We start from the raw sequence: 18,358 nt of genomic DNA, 5'->3' as shown, positions 1-18,358 counted from the left end.
AATATATCATTTCGCCGCCAATCCGGCTGCCCGGTAGCCCCACCACGCCGCCTCCTCGAACACCGAGAAACCCGACAGGTCGGCATGCGCGAACAGAATCGGCCCGTCCACCTCGCGCAGCGCCTTCATGCCGGCGTTGGCGCGAAAATTGGGCCATGGCGCCGCCATCGCATGGCCGCGCAAGGTGATATCCACCCGCTCGACGCAGGACGCGAATTGCGCCCCGTACGCGGTCTTGAGGTCGGCGCTGGCCAGCGCCAGCAGCTCCTCCGGCCTGGCGGCGACCATCCATTTGCGGGCGCTGCCCGGCTTTCGGTCGGACAGCGCGACGTAGGCGCTGAAGACGGTCTTTTCAGGCGGCCGCACGCGGATATCCTGGTGGGTCGAGACGACATAGCCCAATCCCGGCTCGCTGTAGACGACGTTGTCCCACGACAGCGGCGGCGAATGCGTTCCTTCCGCGAGCTCCTGCGGAAAACGCTTGAGCAGGAAATTGGCCACCATCCACGGCGCGTATTCGGGGATATGTCGGGCCGGATCGAAACCGTAGGCGGCGATGTTATCCACGATCCGCGCGGCGACATAGACCGGCATCGCGCAGATGGCTTTGCGGGCGCGCACCAGATACGACACCGGTTTGCCGTTTTCAAGCTTGAAGCACATCGCCTCGACACCGTCCGCCGTGGTTTTCAGCGATACCACCGTGCCGGCCACGCGCTGGATGCCCGAGGCGCGTTCCATGCCGGTGGCCAGCGGTTGCAAACCGCCCGGCCACGTCAGCCAGGTGCCGTTGCCGGCGTTGGCCGCCGCGCCCCAGCGGCTGCAGTAGTAATGCAGGCCGGCCCACGCCGAGACCTGGTCGTAGCGGGTGCCATAGTCGTCGCGGCAGCAGTAGTTCAGATACCAGTGCAGGGTCGGCGAGCGATAGCCGTTTTGCTCCAGCCACTGCTTGAGCGTGATGCGGTCCAGCGCCTGCCATAGCGGGTCGTCCGACGACATCACCGTGGGGAACACGAATACCCGGCGGCCGTCGGCGCCGTGGGTTTGGCGCAGGCGTTCCACTTCGGCGAAGAATCGGGTGTGCTCGTCGATCTCCCATTGCGGCACGCCCTCGGTCGGCATGAAGCCGTCCTGCCACTGGCCGTTGTACAGCAGCCGCTCCTCCGGCGCGTGCAGGATGAAGCGCTCGTCGTAATACGGCTTCTCGCCCATCGGGTCTTTCTGGATGATGCCCAGGTCGGCCAGGATTTCGCGCACATGCACCGATTCCGGCGACGGCAGCGGCAAATAATGGGCGCCGGTCGGATATTCGAGGTCGCCGAAAGCGCCGCCGGCGGCGTTGCCGTGCGGTTGCGGGCCGTCCACCATCAGCATGTCGGTCTTGCCGAGCTTTTTGAGCTTCCATGCGGCCGTCAGGCCTGCGATGCCTGAACCGAGGATGGCGATATCGGTGTGCAGCACTTGCGACGGCGGCGGCAGCGCCTTGCGGTCGCGTAGAAAGTGGCCTTCGTCGCGGCCCGGGTAGTGCACCGTGGGCGTGACCTCCTGCCAGCGCTGGAAAGAGGCCACGCTGCCCGCCGCCGCCGCCGTCGCGCCGGCGGCGCCGGCCCACACCAAAAAGGATCGGCGCAGCATCAGCGTATCACCCGGCGCCAATCCTGCTCGAACTCGTGCACCAACGATTGCGTATTGAGCCGGTTGGGCGCCATCGGCAGCCGTTTCATATCGGGCGGGAAGATGAACATCTCGCGCGTGGTGTCGGCATTCAGGTAGCGCATCGGCAAACGGTACTCGGCGGGCGGCGTGTACTGCGCCTGGGGCGTGGCGAGGATGAAGCCCCATTCGCCGAACGACGGCACGTAGGCGTGGTATGGATAGGTCTTCATGCCCACTTCGCGCAACGTGGCGTCGATGGTCCAGTAGGCGTGCGGCGCGAAGAACGGCGACGTCGATTGCACCGTCATCAAGCCGTTGGCCGCGAGATGTTTGCGCACCATGCCGTAGAACGGCACCGAGTACAGTTTGCCCAGCGCGAAACTGGACGGATCGGGGAAGTCGACGATGATGGCGTCGAACATATCGTCGTTATCGCGCAGCCAGAGGGCGGCGTCGGCGTTGACCACGCGCACGCGCTTATCGCCGAACGAGCCGCCATTGAGTTTGACCAGTTCCTCGCGCTTGCTGAAGGCACCCGTCATCGCCGGGTCCAGGTCGACCAGGGTGACATGCTCGATATTCTTGTAGCGCAGGATCTCGCGCAGCGCGAGGCCGTCGCCGCCACCCAGCACCAGCACCCGCTTCGCCCACGGCAAGGGCTGCAGCACCGGATGCACCAGCGCCTCGTGATAACGATACTCGTCGCGCGACGAAAACTGCAGGTTGCCGTTGATGTACAGGCGCAGATCGTCCTTCCAGCGCGTGACCACCAGTCGCTGATAAGGCGTGGTGGTGGCAAAGACGATTTCGTCGCCGAACAGGCCATGCTCGCCCCAGTAGGTCAGCTTGTCGGCCGACGCGAAGCCGGCCACCAGCACGAACATCACGCCCGACGCCCGCAGCATGCGGCCGGTGACGTTTTTAAGCTCTGTGCGAAACACCCGAATTGTCCACAGGGCGACGCCGACATTGAGCATCCCGAACATGAAACCGGTGCGCACCAGGCCCAGGGTGGGCGCCAGCACCAGCGGAAACAGCAGCGACACCGCCAGCGCGCCCAGATAATCGAAGGTCAGCACCTTGCTGACGATTTCACTAAAGCCGGTCTGGCGCGCGTTCAGCGCGCGCATCACCAGCGGCACCTCCATGCCGACGAAGGCGCCGATCAGGAACACCATCACGTACAGCATGGTGCGGAACGGCGCCGCCATCCACGAAAACGTCAGGAACAGGATCGCAGCCGACAAGCCGCCGACCAGGCCGACGGCCAGTTCGATATCGACAAAGCGCGCCAGCACATCCTCGTCGAGCACATACTTGGAGAAGTGGGCGCCGACGCCCATCGCGAACAGGTAGCAGCCAATGACGGTGGAGAACTGCAGGATCGAGTCGCCCAGCAGGTAGCTGGACAAGGCGCCAGCGATTAGTTCGTACGCCAGGCCGCAGGAAGCGACCACAAACACTGACAATACAAGAATCTTTTTGTTCATTTGGCTCTTTTGCACTAATATGCTTCAGCGTTAGTAACTTAACCACAAGGTCAACACTTTACCCCACTGAGAGCGCGCCGTGCCCGCCATCCTAAACTATCTGATTCACCTTTTACTGGCCGCGGTGCTGCTGGCCGTGTTTTTCGTCGTCTATACGCGCACGACGCCGGCCAACGAGGTGCTGCTGATCCGCCAGGGTAACCAGGCGGCGGCGCTATCGCTGGGCGGTGCGTTGATCGGTTTTTCAATCACCGTCGGTTCGGCGCTGATGCATACTGCGAATTACCAGGAGTTCTTCGCCTGGGCCTTCGGCGCGATGCTGGTGCAGGTGCTGGCGTATGCCATCACAACGCGGGTGCTGAACATGTCGAAGGACCAGATCGAGGCGAACAACACCGCATTCGGCGGCCTGCTGGGCGCAATTTCCATTTCCATTGGCGTCATCAACGGCGCCTGCATCTCCTAAGAGGACCATCATGGGCATCGGCAGCTTTATCAAGAAGCAGTTTATCGACGTACTGCAGTGGAACGAGGAAGTCGACGGCGTACTGGCGTGGCGCTATCCCATGCAGGATTTCGAGATCCAGAACGGCGGCGTGCTGGTGGTGCGCGAGTCGCAGATGGCGGTATTCGTCAACGAGGGCCAGGTGGCCGACGTCTTCGGTCCCGGCACCCACAAGCTGACCACGCAAACGCTGCCGATCCTGACCAACCTGCGCAACTGGGACAAGCTGTTCGACTCGCCGTTCAAGTCGGATGTCTATTTTTTCAGCACCCGCGTGCAGACCGGCCGCAAATGGGGCACGCCGCAACCGATCACGATACGCGACAAGGACTTCGACATGGTGCGCGTGCGCGCCTTCGGCATGTACTCGTACCGCGTGGCCGATCCGCGCCTGTTCTTCAAGGAGATCAGCGGCACGCGCGAGGTTTACACCCGCGACGAGGTGGAGGAGCAGCTGCGCGGCATCCTGATGGCGACCATGGCCAGTTCCCTCGGTGGCGCGCAGGTGCCGTTCCTCGACATGGCGGCCAACCAGGCGCTGATGGCGCAGCAGGTCAAGGGCGACCTGTCGACCGCGTTCAGCCGCTACGGCATCGGGCTCGATGAATTCAACGTCGCCAGCGTCAGCCTGCCGGAGGAACTGCAGGCCGCGCTGGACGAGCGCATCTCCGCCGGCATGAAAGGCGGCATGAGCGCCGACAAAATGGCGGGCTTCACGCGCTACCAGGTGGCCAGCGCGATCCCGATGGCGGCGTCCAACGAAGGCGGCCTGGCGGGCATCGGCGCCGGCCTGGGCGCCGGCATGACGGTCGGCCAGATGCTGGGGCAGGCCATGGGCGCGGGCCTGGCGCCTGCCACGCCGCAAGCCGCACCAGCCGCACCGGCCGAGGACCCGATCGAAAACCGTTTGGAAAAGCTCAAAGGACTGCTCGACAAAGGCCTGATCTCGGCCGCCGACTACGACAGCACCAAGGCCGAACTGCTTAAAAAACTGATCGGCTGATAAGGACACATGCAAATCGTTTCCTGTCCCAGCTGCGGCGCGGAGGTCAAATTCCGCTCGCACGCCTCGGTCATGGCCGTCTGCGAATACTGCGGCACCAGCGTGCTCAAAGACGCCGACTCGGTCAAGGACCTGGGCAAGATGTCCTCCGTGCTGGAGGACTATTCGCCGATCCAGATCGGCGCCTCCGGCGTTCTCGGTAAGCGGCAGTTCAATGTCGTCGGCCGCATCCAGCTGCGCTATTCGGCCGGCATGTGGAACGAGTGGTATTTGCTGTTCGACGACGGCGCCACCTCGTGGCTGGGCGATTCGTCCGGCATGTACACCATCACCGCCGAATACAAGGGCAACGGCATCACGCCGCAAGAGATCGACGTGCCGGCGTTCGAGCGCCTGCGCGCCGGTGCCAGCTACGGCATCAACGGCGCGCCGTATATCGCCGCCGAGGTCCGCGTGGCCGATTGCATCGGCGGCCAGGGAGAGCTGCCGTTCAAGGTCGGCGAGGGCTACCAGAGCAAGGTCGCCGACTTCCGGCGCGGCGCGGAATTCATCACCCTCGATTATTCGGACTCGCCACGGCCCGTCATCTATACCGGCGCCGCGGTCACGCTCGAGGGCATGCGCATGCAGCTGCTGCGCGACGACGACGCGATCCAGCGGTCGGCGCGCCGCTACCGGGGCAAGCTCGATGCACTCGATTGCCCGTCCTGCGGCAGCGCCATCAAATATCTGCCCGGTGTGACCACCACGCTGGTCTGCCCGGCGTGCCAGACGCAGATCGACGCGGCCAGCCCGGAAGCGACGGTGCTGGCGGCGGGCGAGCGGGTGACCGCCGCGCGGCCGACTATCGATCTGGGCGCCACCGCCAACATCAACAAGCAGGATTTCACCATCATCGGCATGATGCGGCGCATGGACGACGAGGGCACCGAGTGGACCGAGTATTTGATGTACGGCGCGCGCGCCGGCTTCTCGTGGCTGGTGGAGACCGACGAGGGCTGGTCCGGCGCGACGGTGATGTCGGAGTGGCCACTCGTCTACGCGCCGGGGCAGCAAAGCGTCACGGTGGAAAAAGCACAGTTTCAGCGGCTGTACGACTACGGCTCGCATGTCACCTTCGCCGCCGGCGCCTTCAACTGGCGCGTAGCAGTGGGCGACCGCACGCAGGTCGAGGAATTCCAGGCCGGGCAGATCCGGCTGGCCTGCGAGACCAGCGAACAGGAAATGACATGGTCGCGCTCCGCGCCGGTGGCCGTGGACCAGTTGAAGGCCTGGTTCGGCGCGCAATTCCACGGCAGCGCGACACCGGCCAAGGCGGCGGGCGGCAAGTTGGCGGTCAAAGACCGCTACCGCAACGCCGCCAAATACATCATCGGCTTCATGCTGGTGATTAACGCGATACCGCTGCTGACCAATTTTTCCGGCACCTGGTTGATGAACGCGATCGGCGCGCTGGCGATTTACCTGCCTGCCACATTTTTAGACAGCAACGATAAATCATGACGAAATTTTTCATTTACGCGGTCGTTGTCACCGTTCTCACGTCCTGCAACAGCTGGACGCGGCTGGCCGGCGGTGGTGGCGCGGCTTCGCGTGGCAGCACCTGGAGCTCGCACACGGGCGGCGGCGGCGGCAGTTTTGGCGGCGGCTCCGGCGGCGGAGGCCATAAGTGAAGCGCGAGGCGATCCTTGGGGCTGCTACGACCTCGCCAGCGGTTCATCAGCCCGCCGGCATCCATGTGCTGGCCGATCTGAACGGAATCGATGCTGAAAAATTGTGCAGCTGCGAGGCGCTGGAGCGGTTGCTGCGCGCGGCTGCCGAGGCGGCGAACGCGCATGTTCTGCATAGCCACTTTCACGGCTTTGGCGAAGGCCAGGGCGTGACCGGCGTGGTGTTGCTGGCCGAATCGCATATCTCGATCCACACGTGGCCGGAATGCGGCTTTGCCGCCGCCGACATCTTCATGTGCGGCAACGCGCAGCCTGAGCTAGCACTCACTATCATCGAAACCGCGCTAGCGCCGGCTTCCAGCCAGATCAATACGGTACGGCGCGCGCCACCCGGCTTGCGCTGATCAGTTCATCCTGGCGGCGCTCTGGCTGGCCGTCATCGGTTTGAGCGGGATTTCGCTGAACATTGTATCTCTGGGTGTCACGGTCGCGGTCCTGTTACCCGCAACGGGTCCCACCGTCAGCGATGGCTGCTGCACATTCGACACGCAGCCTGAAAGTACCACCGCGCCCACCAAAAAAAGTAACTTTTTCATATGTCGTCCCCGTTTTGCTATTTTGCCTACTCGCATAACTGAAGTAACAATACCTCAAAGCACGACGGGAACAATTGAAAAACCGCCCGAAACGAAAAATAAATTGGAAATTAGCAACAGCGTTGTTTTATAGTTAATTTCCGTTCCGGGGTGGTATTCGCCAGCTTGGGCAGCGGCCATCTCCTCATCGCGGGACAGCGCTCGCGTGCTGGGCACGCGGTTCCGGCCGGGCGCGTTTCGCGGTTTTCTCGGCCGACCGGTGCAATCCATCACCGACCAGGAGCTGCCGTTATCATCATTGTTTCCCTGCGACGATGCCGAAGCCGAACGCGCCGTGCTTGGCGCATCCGACGATCAGGGTATGGTGGCCGCCGCCAGCGCGATGCTCCGCAGCGCGCTACCGCCGTGCGATCCGCAAGTCGAACGCATCGGCGAGATATTGCAAACGATCAAAGCGCATCCCGATATCACGCAGATCCAGCAACTTGCGGATCAACTGGGGATCAGCGTGCGGCGATTGCAGCTGCCGACTACCGCCGCAGCTGTAAAAATCCAACGGCCTGAGACGTCGAAATACTCAACATCAAGTAGGCGGATTAGCGCAGCGTAATCGGCCAAGCTCCGCCAAAGACGCAAGAGAGCTCGTGTAGAAATAGTGGACCTGCCCTCCGAGTTGTGAGAAGATCAAGTTCCCACTTACCCCCAGGAGAAACTTCATGCGCACCTTTGATCTTGCCCTCCTGTCGGCTGCCTGATTCCCCGGACATCCCTTTCATTGTGTTGATCCGCGCGGCAACGCGCAGCTGACTTCCCGTATTCGTTCCTGTCGCGCTCGCGCGAAGGATTTCGCTCGCTTACCGGAAAACACACATCATGATAGAGATCGACTTCGCCTTACTGCGCCGCATCGGCCTGACACAAACCATCGCTGCCCAACTTCACCAATACCCCGACGACGCCAGATTGGCGCGTATCACGGAAATCCAGCGCGACTGGATCACCGTCCATGACGGACAGGAGGAATTCCGCGCCCGCGCGCTACCTGCCCTGCACGACCAACACCTGGCCGTCGGCGACTGGGTGCTCAGCGTCACGCACGACCACGATGAACGCTGGCTGAGCGCGCTCGTGCCCCCCACCACCCACATCGCACGGCGCGGCAACGACGGTCGGCATCACCGCCTGGTCAGCAACGTCGACACGGCGCTGCTGGTGATGGGACTCGACCACGACTTCAACCCGCGCCGCCTTGAGCGTTACCTCGCGATAGTACAGAGCGCCGGCGTGCAGCCGGTGGTGGTGCTGAGCAAGGCCGACATCGGCGACGACGTGCCGCAACGCGTGGAGCAATTGCGCCAGCGCCTGCCCGCCGGCCTTCCGTTGCTGGCCGTCGACGGCACCAGCGACGATGCCGCGCGTCAGTTGGCGCCGTGGCTGGCGGCGGGGCAGACGCTGGTAATGCTGGGCACGTCCGGCGCCGGCAAGTCGACCTTGACCAACACCCTCGCGCAAGCCGGCCAGTTGACCGGCGGCGTGCGCAAGGGCGACGGACGCGGCCGCCACACGACCACCTCGCGCTCGCTGCACCAGTGCGCCGGCGGCGCCTGCATCGTCGACACGCCCGGGCTGCGCAGCTGGCAGCCCGATACCGATGAAGCCAGCCTGGCGGCGGCGTTCGAGGACATCGACGCCCTGGCTGCGGATTGCCAGTTCCGCGATTGCCGGCACGATGGTGAACCGGGCTGCGCCGTGCAGGGCGCGATCGACGCCGACCGCCTGCGCAATTATCACAAGTTGCTGCGCGAGGCGCGGCGCAGCCAGCAGACGCCGCTCGACCGCATCGCCGATGTGGCCAAGTGGAAGGTCATGCAACGCGCCGCCCAGGCGAGATCGAAAGCGCGGCGGGGTTGAGGTTGCGCGGTGCGCCGCCCGGCGCGCCGTCGATACGCAGAGCCCGGCCTGCCTGGATTCAGTTACACTGAAAGTTAATCACAGCCACGCGGCCATGCCGCGTCCGATTTGCGAGGCGCCTGTTGCAAAACACGCCTCGCGCCACTCTGGAAAGCGATAGTGATATGAGCATCTCCGCGTTTATCCGCAATAACATGACGGAGATTCTCGCCGAATGGACCGCCTTCGCCGAGAAAACCGCGCCGCCCGCAGGGGAAATGACCAAGCTGGCGCTCACCGACCACGCCCAGCAGATCCTGACCGCGATCGCGCTCGATATCGACACGCATCAGAGCGATCAACAGCAGTACGACAAATCCCAGGGCGAGGACATCGATCTGGGCCCCGAGGAGAGCGCCGCCGCCATCCACGGACGGCTGCGCCACGAGAGCAACTTCTCGCTGCTGCAACTCAGTTCGGAATTCCGGGCCTTGCGGGCCACCGTGCTGCGGTTGTGGTTGCCGCAGGTGCCGCAAATGTCGGAGGAGACCATCAACCACATGGTGCGCTTCAACGAAGCGATCGACCAGGCGCTGGCCGAATCCATCGTCACCTATTCGGAGCGGGCCGATCGCACGCGGGACTTGTTCCTGGCCGTGCTGGGCCACGATCTGCGGGCGCCGCTGGCCACCATTTCACTGGTTGGCGATCTGCTGGCGCGGCAGGAAGCTTCACCGGAACTGATCGCGACGCTGGCCGAGCGCACCAAACGCAGCGCCATGCTGATGAGCGCGATGGTGAAGGATCTGTTGGGATTTGCCCGGCTGCAGATGACGGCCGGCATGCCGACCACGCGCGCGCGCCTGCAGGCCGCGGAAATCTGCAAGACGGCCGTCGCCGATGCGCAAGCCATGTTTCCGGGCGCTGGCATCGTTTTCCGCGCGGAGGGAGACCTCCATGGCGAGTTCGACGATATTCGCCTGCTGCAGCTGGTCACCAATCTGTTGATCAACGCCGCGCAGCACAGCGACAAGGGCACGCCGGTGACCCTGTTCGCGCACGGCGACGCCGACGCCATCACACTGACGGTGGCCAACATCGGACCGGTGATTCCGGCCGAGTCGCTGCAAACCATTTTCCAGCCACTGGTGCAGCTGGAACCGGCCGGCGGCCCCGATGCGCGTCCCAGGACCAGTCTGGGTCTGGGCTTGTTCATCGCGCAGGAAATCACCGCCGCGCACGACGGCACGATCAGCGTGACGTCGAGCGAGAGCGACGGGACCGTGTTCACCGTGCGCTTTCCGCGCGAACACTGATATACGGCAGCCGGCCTCAAGCGCCAGGAGCGCCGCTACGCTGGCGGCGCCGTCACGCGGGAACAGTCGCCTGATCCGAACCTTTTACACTGATGCCATTCAGGAACAAGTCCACCAGATGGCCGATACGCGATGCCGATGACGGGTCATTTTCGATGGTGATGGAAATCGCGGTCAACACGTAGATGAAATCCTCGAAAGTGACATCGCGGCGGATGGCGCCCTCTTCCTGCCCACGCTGAAGCAGCCGGTGCCCTTCCGCCGTGATCGCATGACAGCCTGGCGTGCCGCATTGGAGCACAGTCCCGATCGAAGCCGCCAGGCTTTGATAGATGATCGTGTTCCTGGCCAGCTCTTCAAGATAAGCCCGTATTGCGTCGCCTGGAACGAGCGCCGGCTCGCGCACGCGGCTGGTCTCCGCCAGCGCCAGGAAACGCTCGTTGCTGGTCGCCGCCAACAACGCCTCGCGCGTGGGAAAGCGACGATAGAGCGTGCCGATACCGACGCCTGCCCGCTTGGCAACTCCCTCCAGCGGTACATTTGCTCCTTTTTCCAGGAACAGCTGCTCGGCGGCGACGAGGATTAGTTCGCGGTTTTTCTGCGCGTCAGCCCGCAGGCCAGGTTCATCACTCACAATTTTTTTCCTTTTTTGCTTGTCAAGTGGAGTATACCTCCATATCATAAGTGGAGGAATACTCCATTTATCGAAAAGGATGATACAAAATGAGCAAGCGTTTCGAAAACAAAGTCGTTGTGGTGACCGGGGGCAGCGATGGCATCGGCCTCGCAGCGGCGAAACTGTTCGCCATCGAAGGCGCACACGTGTACATCACCGGGCGCCGCCAAGAGCTACTCGACGAGGCGGTGAAAGAGATCGGCCACGGGGCCGTGGGCGTGCAAGGCGACGTCAGCAACGCTGCCGATGTCGGCCGGCTTTACGAACGGATCGAACGCGACCACCAGAAGGTCGATGTCGTGTTCGCCAATGCGGGCATTTACGAAGGCGCTCCACTCGATGCGATCGACGATGGGCGTTTCGACGCGACCTTTGACGTTAATGTGAAAGGCGTGTTGTTCACCGTGCAGAAAGCGTTGCCACTGATGGCGGCGGGAAGCGCTATTGTCCTCAACGGTTCCGTCGCCGGCAGTAAAGGCCTGCCCGGCCAGTCGCTGTACAACGCCAGCAAGGCAGCGGTGCGCTCGTTCGCCCGAAGCTGGACGACCGACCTGAAGGAGCGCGGCATCCGCGTCAACGTGGTCTCGCCAGGTGGTACTGGAACACGCATGATGCGCGGCTACCTCGACGCCCAACCTGGTGCCGAAGAGGCGCTGAACAAAGGCGTGCCGCTTGGGCGTCTGGGGGAAACGGACGAGGTCGCACGGGCAGTCCTCTTCCTGGCATCGAGCGAGAGCAGCTTTGTCGCCGGACATGAACTGTTTGTCGATGGCGGTTACGCCGCAGTTTAGGCCTCTGGCAAGTCTGGTCGCGTTCCACCCATAAAAAAAGGCAGCCGAGGCTGCCTTTTTGCTGTGCTGCTGATATTGCGTTGCTTAGTGTTTGGCGCGCAGTTTGGCGATCGCGGCCAGTTGGCCGATCGCGGCCGCCAGTTCCGCTTGCGCTTTCGCGTAGTCGATACCGGAGGTGTTGTTCGCCAGCGCTTCCTCGGCACGTTTCTTGGAGGCCGTTGCTTTGGCTTCGTCCAGATCCTTGCCGCGAATCGCGGTGTCGGCCAGCACCGTCACGGCGCCCGGCTGCACTTCCAGCAGGCCGCCGGCGACGAAGACAAATTCTTCCTCAGCTTGACCTGGTACCTGGATGCGGACCGCGCCCGGACGGATGCGGGTGATCAACGGCGTGTGCTTGGGATAGATCCCCAGCTCGCCCTGTTCGCCCGGCAACGCGACGAATTCGGCTTCGCCGGAGTAGATCAACTCCTCGGCGGAAACCACGTCAACGTGAATAGTATTTGCCATGTGTGTCCTGTCGGGTTAGCTGCGGCCCCGCCGAAGCGGGACCGCGCTCAACGATTAGTTGAGTTTCTTGGCTTTTTCGATTGCTTCTTCGATCGTGCCGACCATGTAGAACGCTTGTTCCGGCAGGTGATCGAGCTCGCCCGAAGCGATCATTTTGAAGCCCTTGATCGTGTCTTTCAGCGAGACGTATTTACCAGGCGCGCCGGTAAACACTTCAGCAACGTGGAACGGCTGCGACAGGAAACGCTGCATCTTACGGGCGCGGGCGACCAGCAGTTTGTCTTCCGGCGCCAGTTCGTCCATACCCAGAATCGCGATAATGTCACGCAGTTCCTTGTAGCGCTGCAGGGTGCCCTGAACAGCGCGCGCGGTGTCGTAGTGCTCTTGACCGACGACCAGCGGGTCCAGCTGGCGCGAGGTCGAGTCCAGTGGATCGACCGCAGGGTAGATACCCAGCGAGGCGATGTCACGCGACAGAACGACGGTCGAATCCAGGTGACCGAAGGTGGTCGCTGGCGACGGGTCGGTCAAGTCATCCGCAGGGACGTACACGGCCTGGATCGAGGTGATCGAACCGGTCTTGGTCGAGGTGATGCGCTCTTGCAGACGGCCCATCTCTTCGGCCAGGGTAGGCTGGTAACCCACTGCGGAAGGCATACGGCCCAGCAGTGCGGATACTTCGGTACCGGCCAGAGTGAAGCGGTAGATGTTGTCGACGAAGAACAGAACGTCCTTGCCTTCATCACGGAACGCTTCGGCCATGGTCAGACCGGTCAGCGCGACGCGCAGACGGTTGCCTGGTGGTTCGTTCATCTGACCGTAAACCATCGCCACTTTGGAGTTCTCTGGGTTTTCCAGATCGACCACTTTGGCATCGGCCATCTCGTGGTAGAAGTCGTTACCTTCGCGGGTACGCTCACCCACACCGGCGAACACGGACAAACCCGAGTGCGCTTTAGCGATGTTGTTGATCAGTTCCATCATGTTCACGGTCTTGCCGACGCCGGCGCCACCGAACAGACCGACCTTACCGCCTTTGGCGAACGGGCAGACCAGGTCAATCACTTTAATACCGGTTTCCAGCAAGTCCTGCGACGGCGACAGTTCGTCGTATGCAGGAGGCGTGCGGTGGATCGAGGCGATCTGGTCGTGAGCGACCGGGCCGCATTCGTCGATCGGGTTGCCCAGCACGTCCATAATGCGACCCAGGGTCGCTTTGCCCACTGGCACCATGATCGGCTTGCCGGTGTTCTGGATCATCATGCCGCGGCGCAGGCCGTCGGACGAACCCAGAGCAATGGTACGGACCACGCCGTCGCCCAGCTGTTGTTGTACTTCCAGGGTCAGCTCGGAGCCTTCCATTTTCAAGGCATCGAATACCTTAGGCATCGCGTTGCGGGGAAACTCAACGTCCACCACAGCGCCGATACACTGAACGATTTTGCCATCAGCCATGTTCGTTCCTTCTATATAGTTTAATTCGTTTAAACCGCAGCCGCACCGGCAACGATTTCGGAGAGTTCTTTGGTAATCGCAGCTTGGCGGGTCTTGTTGTAGATCAGCTTCAATTCGCCGATCACACTGCCGGCGTTATCGCTTGCCGACTTCATCGCCACCATACGCGCCGATTGCTCGGACGCGAGGTTTTCCGCCACCGACTGGTACACCAGCGCTTCAATATAGCGCTCCAGAAGTTCATCGATCACGCTTGCTGCGTCCGGCTCGTAGATGTAATCCCAGTTGTGATTACCCGCGTCGGCTTGCATCTTAGCGGCTGGCAATGGCAGCAACTGCTCCACCACCGGCTCTTGCTTCATCGTGTTGATAAACTTGGTGTAGCACAGGTAGACTGCGTCGACCTCGCCGTTCTGGAATTTCTCGAGCATGACCTTGACCGGTCCGATCAGTTTTTCCAGGTGCGGCGTGTCGCCGATCTGCGTTACTTGCGCAACGACAGGAACGCCTACGCGATTCAAAAAGCCCAACCCCTTGTTACCGATGGCCACCGCGGCAATTTTGTTGCCGGCTGTTTCCAGCTCACGGGTTTTCGACGTCACCATGCGCAAGATGTTGGTGTTCATACCGCCGCACAGACCTTTGTCCGTGGTGACGATGATGAAACCGACCTTCTTGGCCGTGTCCTGCTGCTCTGTTGCCAGGAACGGGTGCGTGTATTCCGGATTGGCGGTAGCCAGATTAGCGGCGATATTGCGAATCTTCTCACTGTAGGGACGGGCGGCGCGCATACGGTCCTGCGCTTTGCGCATTTTCGATGCGGCAACCATTTCCATCGCCTTGGTGATCTTCTTCGTATTCTCTACGCTCTTGATCTTGCCTCGTATCTCTTTGCCTGCTGCCATGAGTCCTTACTCCTTCTGCGCTAAAGGCGGTCCTGGCCTAAGCCGGACCGCCCGTGCCGCTTAAAATGCGCCGGATTTCTTGAAGTCGGCAACAGCGGCCGACAGCGTTGCTTCGCCGTCTTTGTCCAGTTGCTTCGACGACTCGATCTTCGACAGCAGATCAGCTTGCTTGGTCTTCAGGTAGGCGTGCAGGCCGGCTTCGAACGACAGTACCTTTTTGACTGGTACATCGTCCAGGTAGCCCTTGTTCACTGCGAACAGCGAAGCGGCCATCAGCGAGATCGACAGTGGCGAGTACTGGGCTTGCTTCAGCAGTTCGGTGACGCGCGCGCCACGGTCCAGCTGTTTGCGGGTCGATTCGTCCAGGTCCGAGGCGAACTGCGCGAACGCGGCCAGCTCACGGTACTGTGCCAAGTCGGTACGGATACCGCCGGACAGGTTTTTGATGACCTTGGTCTGAGCGGCGCCACCGACGCGCGACACCGAAATACCGGCGTTGATCGCAGGGCGGATACCCGAGTTGAACAGCGACGTTTCCAGGAAGATCTGGCCGTCGGTAATCGAAATCACGTTGGTTGGCACGAACGCCGAAACGTCGCCAGCCTGGGTTTCGATGATCGGCAGTGCGGTCAGCGAACCGGTCTTGCCGGTGACGGCGCCGTTGGTGAAGGCCGACACGTAGTCGGCGTTCACGCGGGCTGCGCGTTCCAGCAGACGCGAGTGAAGGTAGAACACGTCGCCTGGGTACGCTTCGCGGCCTGGTGGACGGCGCAGCAGCAGCGAAATTTGACGATAAGCGACAGCTTGCTTGGACAAGTCATCGTAGACGATCAGTGCGTCTTCGCCGCGGTCGCGGAAGTATTCGCCCATCGTGCAGCCCGAGTAGGCCGAGATGTATTGCATCGCTGCCGATTCCGACGCGGTCGCTGCGACCACGATGGTGTACTCGAGCGCGCCGTGCGTTTCCAGCGAGCGGACGATGTTTTTGATGGTCGAGGCTTTTTGACCGATGGCGACGTAGATACACGTCACGCCCTGGCCTTTTTGGTTGATGATCGCATCAACGGCCACGGCCGATTTACCGGTTTGACGGTCGCCAATGATCAGCTCGCGCTGGCCACGGCCAATTGGTACCATCGCGTCGATCGACTTCAGACCGGTCTGCATCGGCTGCGACACGGACTCACGGGCGATCACGCCCGGTGCGATTTTTTCGATTGGCGAGGTCAGCTTCGCTTCGATGGCGCCCTTGCCGTCGATCGGCTGGCCCAGCGCGTTGACCACACGGCCGCGCAGTTCAGGACCGACCGGCACTTCCAGAATGCGGCCGGTGCACTTGACCGTGTCGCCTTCGGAGATGTGCTCGTAAGCACCCAGAATCACGGCGCCAACGGAGTCGCGCTCCAGGTTCATCGCCAGACCGAAGGTGTTACCTGGGAATTCCAGCATTTCGCCCTGCATCACTTCGGACAGGCCGTGGATGCGGACGATACCGTCGGCGACGGAAATAACCGTACCTTGGTTGCGTACTTCAGCGCCGCCATCAAGGCCTTGGATACGGCTCTTGATCAGCTCGCTGATTTCAGATGGGTTGAGTTGCATACTAACTCCTAAAAGTGTTTCTCTCAGCTTGCGCGAGGGGAAGAATCTGTTCTAAGCGGGTCCGCCGGCTTGCGCCTTAGGCAGCCAGTGCCACACGCATTTGCGCCAGCTTGGCGCGGACCGAAGTGTCCAGCACTTCATCGCCAACGACCACGCGCACGCCACCGATCAACGCCGGATCCACGGTAACGACCGGGTTCAGCTTGCGGCCGAATTTCTTTTCCAGTGTCGCGACCAGGTCGCCGACCTGAGCGGCGCTCAGTTCGAAGGCGCTGGTGATGTCGGCGTCCGCCGCACCTTCCGTGGCGTTTCGCAACGCCTGGAATTGCGTGCCGATTTCCGGCAGCAGACTGATACGGCCGTTGTCGACCAGCATCGCCAGGAAGTTTTTCGCTTCCGGGGTCCACGGCGACTTCACCAGGGCCGTAATGGCGGCGCTCACGTCGCTTGCCGAGGTCTTCGGGTTGCGGGCGAATGCTTGCACCTCGGGGTGGGCGCCGATCTGGGCCAGTTCGGCCACCAGATCGGACCACGCCGCGAGGCTGAACGATTCCTTACCTGCTTGGGCTACGCGGAACAAAGCTTCCGCGTAGGGACGGGCGACGGTTGCGTTTTCTGCCATGATTACAGCTCGACAGACAGGCGCGACAACAGATCGGCGTGAGCCGAGGCGTTGACTTCGCGCTTCAAGATTTGCTCGGCGCCCTTCACAGCCAGGTCAGCCACCTGAGCGCGCAGCGTGTCGCGCGCCTTGGCCAGTTGCTGATCGGCGTCTGCCTTGGCTTGCGCAATGATGCGGTCCGCTTCGGCTTGTGCATTCGCTTTGATTTCTTCGGCGACCAGTTGCGCGCGCTTTTCAGCGTCGGCAACACGTTGCGAAGCTTCTTCGCGTGCACTGGTCAGTGCTTCGGCGGCGCGCTTTTCAGCGACAACCATCGCAGCCTGGCCCTGGTCGGCCGCAGCCAGACCATCAGCGATACGCTTGGCACGCTCATCCAACGCTGCGTTCAGCGATGGAAATACGAACTTCATCGAGACCCAGACCAACACCGCGAAGGTGATCATCTGGCCGATGAGAGACATATTGATGTCCATACCTTTGCTCCTAACTAAAAGTTTCTCCTAGGGTGGAGCGGATTACTGAGCAGCGGAGATGACGGCAGCCAGGAACGGGTTGCTGAAGGTGTACAGCAGAGCAACGCCGACGCCGATCATCGAGATCGCGTCCAGCAGACCGGCGATAACGAACAGTTTGGTTTGCAGTTGTGGCATCAGTTCTGGTTGACGGGCCGACGCTTCCAGGAATTTGCCGCCCAGAATTGCGAAACCGAGTGCGGTGCCGATAGCGGCCAGACCGATGATGATTGCTGCGGCCAGAACGGTCATGCTTTGTACTTGTGCGATCAGAGCTTGCATTGAAATTTCTCCTAAGATTTTAAAAAAGACTACAGATACTAAAAAGATTAAAACTAAGTTGCTTAATGTTTCTCAACCGCAAGGCTCAGATACACAACAGTCAACGCCATAAACACAAACGCTTGCAGGGTCACCACCAGGATGTGGAAGATAACCCAAGGACCACCCAGCAGCCACTGCGCCCACCATGGCAGCAGAGCGATCAGAATGAACAGCAGCTCGCCGGCGTACATATTGCCGAAGAGTCGCAGCGACAGCGACAGTGGCTTGGCCAGCAACTCGATCATCTGGAAGATGAAGTTGACCGGCGCCAGCACGATGGCCATGAAGCCATGCGCGTGGAACGGGGCGGTCAGCAACTCTTTACCCCAGCCGCCGAGACCCTTGGCTTTGATCGAGAAACCAATAATGCACAGCATGACGCCGAACGACATGCCGAAAGTGTGGTTGACGTCGGCGGTAGGCACGACGCGCAGGTAGTGCACGCCGGCATAGCCGAGCAGCTTGGGCAGCAGGTCGACCGGCAGGAAGTCCATCGCGTTCATCAGCCAAACCCAGCAGAAAATGGTGATCGCCAGCGGGGCGATGACCTTGCTCTTGGCGTGGAAGGCCGAATTGACCACTTCGTTGACCAGTTCCATTACGGCTTCGACGAAGTTTTGCAGCTTGCCCGGCACGCCGGCGGTCGCTTTACGCGATGCCATGTAAAACACGCCCAGGAAAATCAGTCCCAGAATGGCCGACACCCAGAACGTGTCCAGGTTGTACATGCCATCGGCACTTTTCAGGTGGGTCAGGTGATGCTGAATATACTCAATTGAGGTCGGCGCAGCTTGTTGATGCGCCCCTGCAGCGTTTTCTGTGGTCATAAAAGTTTAGA

Annotated in this window: 21 protein-coding genes; 9 read left to right on the top strand and 12 right to left on the bottom strand. The window is 61.6% G+C overall.

Annotated features, from left to right (window positions below):
* Positions 1–6: 6 nt before the first annotated feature.
* Entirely contained in the window at positions 7–1,635 is a 1,629-nt protein-coding gene (locus ACZ0BA_RS23135) for an NAD(P)-binding protein (RefSeq protein WP_463453503.1), read from the bottom strand.
* Positions 1,635–3,146, bottom strand: coding sequence for a polyamine aminopropyltransferase (locus tag ACZ0BA_RS23130; protein ID WP_463453502.1), 1,512 nt, complete (start codon positions 3,144–3,146; stop codon positions 1,635–1,637). Before ACZ0BA_RS23130 ends, ACZ0BA_RS23135 begins: the two co-directional genes overlap by 1 nt.
* Before the next feature lie 79 nt (positions 3,147–3,225).
* Here ACZ0BA_RS23130 and ACZ0BA_RS23125 point away from each other — a divergent pair, with 79 nt between their 5' ends.
* From ACZ0BA_RS23125 to speD, 5 genes are read left to right on the top strand one after another with little or no spacing between them, the layout of a single operon-like run.
* Complete coding sequence (locus tag ACZ0BA_RS23125; RefSeq protein WP_090324111.1) at positions 3,226–3,612, top strand: DUF350 domain-containing protein; 387 nt, start codon at positions 3,226–3,228, stop codon at positions 3,610–3,612.
* A gap of 10 nt (positions 3,613–3,622) precedes the next feature.
* Positions 3,623–4,654, top strand: a complete 1,032-nt coding sequence (locus ACZ0BA_RS23120; protein ID WP_463453501.1) for an SPFH domain-containing protein — start codon at positions 3,623–3,625, stop codon at positions 4,652–4,654.
* 9 nt (positions 4,655–4,663) lie between these two features.
* Positions 4,664–6,157: a DUF4178 domain-containing protein gene (locus ACZ0BA_RS23115; protein WP_463453500.1), complete on the top strand. Its 1,494-nt coding sequence runs from the start codon at positions 4,664–4,666 to the stop codon at positions 6,155–6,157.
* The gene (locus ACZ0BA_RS23110; RefSeq protein WP_463453499.1) at positions 6,154–6,327 is read left to right on the top strand and encodes a hypothetical protein; all 174 of its coding nucleotides are present in this window, start codon (positions 6,154–6,156) and stop codon (positions 6,325–6,327) included. Before ACZ0BA_RS23115 ends, ACZ0BA_RS23110 begins: the two co-directional genes overlap by 4 nt.
* Complete coding sequence (speD, locus tag ACZ0BA_RS23105; protein WP_463453498.1) at positions 6,324–6,728, top strand: adenosylmethionine decarboxylase; 405 nt, start codon at positions 6,324–6,326, stop codon at positions 6,726–6,728. The genes ACZ0BA_RS23110 and speD overlap by 4 nt, the downstream gene beginning before the upstream one ends.
* On the opposite strand, the gene ACZ0BA_RS23100 is transcribed toward speD, so the two are convergent.
* Positions 6,729–6,920, bottom strand: coding sequence for a hypothetical protein (locus ACZ0BA_RS23100; RefSeq protein ID WP_463453497.1), 192 nt, complete (start codon positions 6,918–6,920; stop codon positions 6,729–6,731).
* Between the two features lie 205 nt (positions 6,921–7,125).
* Between ACZ0BA_RS23100 and ACZ0BA_RS23095 the strand changes: the two genes are divergently transcribed.
* The 3 genes from ACZ0BA_RS23095 (at position 7,126) to ACZ0BA_RS23085 (ending at position 10,126) form a co-directional block, all read left to right on the top strand.
* A complete protein-coding gene (locus ACZ0BA_RS23095) occupies positions 7,126–7,530 on the top strand; it encodes a hypothetical protein (protein ID WP_463453496.1) in 405 nt (134 codons plus the stop codon).
* Positions 7,531–7,793: 263 nt separating this feature from the next.
* Positions 7,794–8,831 (top strand): ribosome small subunit-dependent GTPase A, encoded by a 1,038-nt coding sequence (rsgA, locus tag ACZ0BA_RS23090; RefSeq protein ID WP_463453495.1) that lies wholly within the window; start codon positions 7,794–7,796, stop codon positions 8,829–8,831.
* Positions 8,832–8,995: 164 nt separating this feature from the next.
* Positions 8,996–10,126, top strand: coding sequence for an ATP-binding protein (locus tag ACZ0BA_RS23085; RefSeq protein WP_463453494.1), 1,131 nt, complete (start codon positions 8,996–8,998; stop codon positions 10,124–10,126).
* A 52-nt stretch (positions 10,127–10,178) separates the two neighbouring features.
* Here the strand turns inward: ACZ0BA_RS23085 and ACZ0BA_RS23080 are convergent, their stop codons facing one another.
* The gene (locus ACZ0BA_RS23080; RefSeq protein ID WP_463453493.1) at positions 10,179–10,760 is read right to left on the bottom strand and encodes a TetR/AcrR family transcriptional regulator; all 582 of its coding nucleotides are present in this window, start codon (positions 10,758–10,760) and stop codon (positions 10,179–10,181) included.
* Between the two features lie 89 nt (positions 10,761–10,849).
* Here ACZ0BA_RS23080 and ACZ0BA_RS23075 point away from each other — a divergent pair, with 89 nt between their 5' ends.
* The gene (locus ACZ0BA_RS23075) at positions 10,850–11,593 is read left to right on the top strand and encodes an SDR family NAD(P)-dependent oxidoreductase (protein WP_463453492.1); all 744 of its coding nucleotides are present in this window, start codon (positions 10,850–10,852) and stop codon (positions 11,591–11,593) included.
* A gap of 84 nt (positions 11,594–11,677) precedes the next feature.
* Here ACZ0BA_RS23075 and ACZ0BA_RS23070 read toward each other — a convergent pair whose 3' ends face one another.
* From ACZ0BA_RS23070 to atpB, 8 genes are all read right to left on the bottom strand, one after another.
* Positions 11,678–12,100, bottom strand: a complete 423-nt coding sequence (locus ACZ0BA_RS23070) for a F0F1 ATP synthase subunit epsilon (protein ID WP_463453491.1) — start codon at positions 12,098–12,100, stop codon at positions 11,678–11,680.
* Between the two features lie 54 nt (positions 12,101–12,154).
* Entirely contained in the window at positions 12,155–13,555 is a 1,401-nt protein-coding gene (gene atpD / locus ACZ0BA_RS23065) for a F0F1 ATP synthase subunit beta (protein WP_090324137.1), read from the bottom strand.
* Positions 13,556–13,584: 29 nt separating this feature from the next.
* Positions 13,585–14,460, bottom strand: coding sequence for a F0F1 ATP synthase subunit gamma (gene atpG, locus ACZ0BA_RS23060; RefSeq protein ID WP_463453490.1), 876 nt, complete (start codon positions 14,458–14,460; stop codon positions 13,585–13,587).
* Between the two features lie 60 nt (positions 14,461–14,520).
* Positions 14,521–16,062 carry a F0F1 ATP synthase subunit alpha gene (gene atpA, locus ACZ0BA_RS23055; RefSeq protein ID WP_463453489.1) on the bottom strand — a complete coding sequence of 514 codons (1,542 nt, stop codon included), beginning with the start codon at positions 16,060–16,062 and terminating at the stop codon, positions 14,521–14,523.
* 76 nt (positions 16,063–16,138) lie between these two features.
* Positions 16,139–16,684, bottom strand: coding sequence for a F0F1 ATP synthase subunit delta (locus ACZ0BA_RS23050; RefSeq protein WP_463453488.1), 546 nt, complete (start codon positions 16,682–16,684; stop codon positions 16,139–16,141).
* A gap of 2 nt (positions 16,685–16,686) precedes the next feature.
* Entirely contained in the window at positions 16,687–17,157 is a 471-nt protein-coding gene (locus ACZ0BA_RS23045; RefSeq protein WP_090324147.1) for a F0F1 ATP synthase subunit B, read from the bottom strand.
* Between the two features lie 42 nt (positions 17,158–17,199).
* Positions 17,200–17,478, bottom strand: a complete 279-nt coding sequence (atpE, locus tag ACZ0BA_RS23040; RefSeq protein ID WP_463453487.1) for a FoF1 ATP synthase subunit c — start codon at positions 17,476–17,478, stop codon at positions 17,200–17,202.
* Positions 17,479–17,540: 62 nt separating this feature from the next.
* Positions 17,541–18,347, bottom strand: a complete 807-nt coding sequence (atpB, locus tag ACZ0BA_RS23035) for a F0F1 ATP synthase subunit A (RefSeq protein WP_463453486.1) — start codon at positions 18,345–18,347, stop codon at positions 17,541–17,543.
* Positions 18,348–18,358: the final 11 nt, after the last annotated feature.

Source organism: Duganella sp. AC917, assembly GCF_979258245.1.
Note: the sequence above shows the minus strand (reverse complement) of the source record. Positions and strands in the feature narration are given on the sequence as shown.

Excerpts from the sequence above, each read along its gene's own strand:
- ACZ0BA_RS23135 (WP_463453503.1), bottom strand. The coding sequence starts at position 1,635 with ATGCTGCGCCGATCCTTTTTGGTGTGGGCCGGCGCCGCCGGCGCGACG.
- ACZ0BA_RS23130 (WP_463453502.1), bottom strand. The coding sequence starts at position 3,146 with ATGAACAAAAAGATTCTTGTATTGTCAGTGTTTGTGGTCGCTTCCTGC.
- ACZ0BA_RS23120 (WP_463453501.1), top strand. The coding sequence starts at position 3,623 with ATGGGCATCGGCAGCTTTATCAAGAAGCAGTTTATCGACGTACTGCAG.
- ACZ0BA_RS23115 (WP_463453500.1), top strand. The coding sequence starts at position 4,664 with ATGCAAATCGTTTCCTGTCCCAGCTGCGGCGCGGAGGTCAAATTCCGC.
- ACZ0BA_RS23110 (WP_463453499.1), top strand. The coding sequence starts at position 6,154 with ATGACGAAATTTTTCATTTACGCGGTCGTTGTCACCGTTCTCACGTCC.
- ACZ0BA_RS23100 (WP_463453497.1), bottom strand. The coding sequence starts at position 6,920 with ATGAAAAAGTTACTTTTTTTGGTGGGCGCGGTGGTACTTTCAGGCTGC.
- rsgA (WP_463453495.1), top strand. The coding sequence starts at position 7,794 with ATGATAGAGATCGACTTCGCCTTACTGCGCCGCATCGGCCTGACACAA.
- ACZ0BA_RS23085 (WP_463453494.1), top strand. The coding sequence starts at position 8,996 with ATGAGCATCTCCGCGTTTATCCGCAATAACATGACGGAGATTCTCGCC.
- ACZ0BA_RS23075 (WP_463453492.1), top strand. The coding sequence starts at position 10,850 with ATGAGCAAGCGTTTCGAAAACAAAGTCGTTGTGGTGACCGGGGGCAGC.
- ACZ0BA_RS23070 (WP_463453491.1), bottom strand. The coding sequence starts at position 12,100 with ATGGCAAATACTATTCACGTTGACGTGGTTTCCGCCGAGGAGTTGATC.
- atpD (WP_090324137.1), bottom strand. The coding sequence starts at position 13,555 with ATGGCTGATGGCAAAATCGTTCAGTGTATCGGCGCTGTGGTGGACGTT.
- atpG (WP_463453490.1), bottom strand. The coding sequence starts at position 14,460 with ATGGCAGCAGGCAAAGAGATACGAGGCAAGATCAAGAGCGTAGAGAAT.
- atpA (WP_463453489.1), bottom strand. The coding sequence starts at position 16,062 with ATGCAACTCAACCCATCTGAAATCAGCGAGCTGATCAAGAGCCGTATC.
- ACZ0BA_RS23050 (WP_463453488.1), bottom strand. The coding sequence starts at position 16,684 with ATGGCAGAAAACGCAACCGTCGCCCGTCCCTACGCGGAAGCTTTGTTC.
- ACZ0BA_RS23045 (WP_090324147.1), bottom strand. The coding sequence starts at position 17,157 with ATGGACATCAATATGTCTCTCATCGGCCAGATGATCACCTTCGCGGTG.
- atpE (WP_463453487.1), bottom strand. The coding sequence starts at position 17,478 with ATGCAAGCTCTGATCGCACAAGTACAAAGCATGACCGTTCTGGCCGCA.
- atpB (WP_463453486.1), bottom strand. The coding sequence starts at position 18,347 with ATGACCACAGAAAACGCTGCAGGGGCGCATCAACAAGCTGCGCCGACC.